Annotated in this window: 4 protein-coding genes and 1 pseudogene; all 5 read right to left on the reverse strand. The window is 74.4% G+C overall.

Translation table 11 applies throughout. The features are described from left to right. Positions 1-512 (reverse strand): annotated as a pseudogene (locus AB0J52_RS32810) (hypothetical protein); the annotation flags it as partial. Between the two features lie 158 nt (positions 513-670). Next, the gene (gene rdgB / locus AB0J52_RS32815; RefSeq protein WP_500186726.1) at positions 671-1,279 is read right to left on the reverse strand and encodes an RdgB/HAM1 family non-canonical purine NTP pyrophosphatase; all 609 of its coding nucleotides are present in this window, start codon (positions 1,277-1,279) and stop codon (positions 671-673) included. Further along, positions 1,276-1,995, reverse strand: coding sequence for a ribonuclease PH (rph, locus tag AB0J52_RS32820; protein ID WP_500186727.1), 720 nt, complete (start codon positions 1,993-1,995; stop codon positions 1,276-1,278). The genes rdgB and rph overlap by 4 nt, the downstream gene beginning before the upstream one ends. 97 nt (positions 1,996-2,092) lie before the next feature. Continuing rightward, positions 2,093-2,842: an MBL fold metallo-hydrolase gene (locus tag AB0J52_RS32825; protein ID WP_500186728.1), complete on the reverse strand. Its 750-nt coding sequence runs from the start codon at positions 2,840-2,842 to the stop codon at positions 2,093-2,095. A gap of 49 nt (positions 2,843-2,891) precedes the next feature. Then, the coding region (locus tag AB0J52_RS32830; RefSeq protein WP_500186730.1) for a glutamate racemase at positions 2,892-3,424 on the reverse strand (533 nt) is incomplete at its 5' end.

The following is a 3,424-nucleotide window of genomic DNA, read 5'->3' on the forward strand; positions in this document are numbered from 1 at the left end:
GTCTTCGGCGGGACGGGCGCGGGCGCGGGCCGTCCGCAGTACACGGGCGGCGGACCCGGCGTCTTCGCATGGCCCGGACGGCTCGGGCGCGCCGTCGGAGGCAGGCTCGGACGGGCCGTCGGAGGCAGGCTCGGACGGGCCGTGGGAGGCATCGGGCGGGCCGTCGGAGTGGCCGTGGACGGCCTCGGCTTCGGGCGCGGCAGCGACGTCTTCGGCGGGTGGTTCCCCGGCCACGAGGGAGTCGCCTTCGGCGGCACCGGCTTGGGCTGTCCGGGCCTGGACGGCCCGGGCTTGCCCGGCTTCGGGGCCGCGGTGGGGCAGTGCCACGTGGTGGACGCCGGCCGGGGAGCGGGCGCGGCGGTGCGCGCCGCCTCGTTCGCCGACACCGTGGCCGCCCGTGACGGACCGTCCGAGCCGGTGCCCAGCCAGATGCCTGCGGCGAGCACTCCCGCGCCGCCCAGCCCGGCGACGACCGCCGCGGCCGCACGCCGCCGTCCCACTATGTTGATCATGCTGCTCCTCGGGGGAAGTCGAACTACACCCCTAAGAACCCCCGACATCCCGCGCCGGGTTGTCACGCGACGAGATTTCTTCGCCCCGTCCGCCCGAGTCCCCGTCGGCGGGCAGCCGAAGGACGCCGCCGAGGCGGCGGGGCTCGCGGTGGCGCGGGTCAGGCGGAGACGGCGCTGGGCAGGATCTCGGCGAGGGCGCGGAAGGCGCGGCCGCGGTGGCTGATGGCGTCCTTCTCCGCGGGGGTGAGTTCGGCGCTGCTGCGGGTCTCGCCGTCCGGGAGGAAGATCGGGTCGTAGCCGAAGCCGCCGGTGCCGCGCGGCTCGCGCAGGATGGCGCCGTGCATGCGGCCGTCCACGACGTGCTCGGCGTGGCCGGGGACGACCAGGGCGGCGGCGCAGAAGAAGTGCGCCCCGCGGGCGTCGTCCGCGACATCGGCGAGCTGGTCGAGGACGAGGTCGAGGTTGGCGCGGTCCTTGTCGCCGGTCTTCTCGCCGAAGCGTCCGGACCAGCGGGCGGACAGCACGCCGGGCATGCCGTTGAGGGCGTCCACGCAGAGGCCCGAGTCGTCCGAGACGGCGGGCAGGCCGGTGTGCGCGGCGATCGCGCGGGCCTTGAGCAGCGCGTTGCCGGCGAAGGTCAGCTCGGTCTCGGGCACCTCGGGGGCGTCCGGGAACGCGTCGAGCCCGATCACCTCGATCCCGTCCAGGATGCGCCGGAGCTCCTCGATCTTGCCCTGGTTGCGGGTGGCGAGGACGACCCGGGTCATCGGCCGAGCGCCTCGGCCTGGAGCCGGGTGAGCTCGGCGCAGCCGCCGGCGGCGAGGTCGAGCAGGGCGTCCAGCTCGGCGCGGTCGAACGGCGTGCCCTCGGCGGTGCCCTGCACCTCCACGAACCGGCCGTCGCCGGTGCAGACGACGTTCATGTCGGTCTCGGCGCGGACGTCCTCGGTGTACTCCAGGTCGAGCCGCGGCTCGCCGTCGATCACGCCGACGCTGACCGCCGCGACCGAGGTGACCAGCGGGTCGCCCTTGACCAGGCCGCGCTCGCGCATCCAGGTGACGGCGTCGGCGAGCGCCACGTACGCGCCGGTGATCGCCGCCGTGCGGGTGCCGCCGTCGGCCTGCAGGACGTCGCAGTCGAGCTGGACGGTGTTCTCGCCGAGCGCCTTGAAGTCGACACAGGCCCGGATGGACCGTCCGATCAGGCGGGAGATCTCCTGGGTGCGGCCGCCGAGCCGGCCCTTGACGGCCTCGCGGTCGCTGCGGGTGTGCGTCGCGCGCGGGAGCATCGCGTACTCGGCGGTCACCCAGCCGAGCCCGCTGTCCCGCCGCCAGCGGGGCACCGAGTCCTGGACGGACGCCGCGCACAGCACCCGGGTCGCGCCGAACTCGACCAGCACCGAGCCCTCGGCGTGATCGAGCCAGTCGCGCTGGATGCGAACGGTTCGGAGCTGGTCTGCCGCGCGGTCGTCAGGACGTGCCATGCCCACCACCCTAATGCCCCGCCCCGGCGGACACGCCCGCGCGCCCCGCGCCCGCCGGCGGCCCTCGGTCCGGATTCCCGAGGCGCGGGGCGGCGGGTCAGACGTCGTAGGTGGCGCCCACGTGGGCCAGTTCGATGGGACCGGCGAAGCCGCTGCTCTTGGCCTCCACGAGGGAGCGGTCGGCGTCGTTCCAGGGGACGAGGTGGGTGAGGACGAGGCGGCCGACGCCGGCGCGGGTGGCGTGCTCACCGGCCTCGCGGGCCGTGAGGTGGAGGTCTGGTGGCAGGTTCGGGGCGTCCAGGAAGGACGCCTCGCAGAGGAACAGGTCGGCGTCGCGGGCGATGTCCACCAGCGCGGACGACTCGCCGGTGTCGCCGGAGTAGGCGAGGACGCGGCCGCCCGCCTCGATCCGGAAGGCGTAGGCCTCGACCGGGTGCGGGGTCTGGACGGCGCTGACGGTGAACGGGCCGATCTCCCAGGAGTCCGCGGGCAGCGGGTGGAAGTGGAACGCCTCGTCCATGCCGTCGTCGCCGGGCAGACCGTAGGCGCGCGACATCTGGCGTCCGGTGTCGGCCGGGCCGTACACGGGGATGCGGGGGGCGCGTCCGTCGGGGCGGTAGTTGCGGGCCACGTAGAAGCCGCACATGTCCATGCAGTGATCGGGATGCAGGTGGGAGAGCAGCACCGCGTCTATGTCGTACGGCGAGTGGAACCGCTGGAGGACGCCGAGCGCGCCGCTGCCGAGTTCCAGCAGCATGGCGAACCCGTCCGCCTCGACCAGGTAGCAGGACGCCGGGCTCTCCGGCCCCGGAAAGCTGCCCGAGCAGCCGATCACAGTGACCCGCACGCTCACTCCTCCTTGTGTCTTCCCGAGGACTCGTACCCCGCCCGGGGCCTTAGTAGGTCAGAACGTCCACGTCCCCGGCGCGGACGGTCTCCACCGCGCCGATCTCCGGTCCGAGGAAGCGGCGGCCCAGCGCCGCGAACACGTCCGGATCGCCGGTGGCCCGGAAGCGGTGCTCCGGACGTCCGGCTCCGTCGGGCCGGGCCAGTCCCCGATCGTGCAGCACGCGGTACACGTCCTTGGCGGTCTCGTCGGCGCTTGAGACCAGTGTGACCCCGTCTCCGACGACATACGAGACGACGCCGGCCAGGAGCGGGTAGTGCGTGCAACCCAGGATGAGGGAGTCGCACCCCGCGTCCATGATGGGCTGGAGGTACTCACGGGCCACGGTGAGAACCTCGTCACCCATCGTCACCCCCGCCTCCACGAGGGGGACGAACCGGGGGCAGGCGGCGCTGACGAGCTCGATGTGCGGGGCGGCCGCGAACGCGTCGTCGTAGGCGCGGCTGGTCACGGTCGCGCGGGTGGCGATCAGTCCGACGCGTCCGGTGCGGGTGGCCGCCGCGGCGCGCCGCACGGCCGGGC

It is taken from the genome of Spirillospora sp. NPDC049652 (assembly GCF_040675125.1).
Lineage (GTDB): Bacteria > Actinomycetota > Actinomycetes > Streptosporangiales > Streptosporangiaceae > Spirillospora.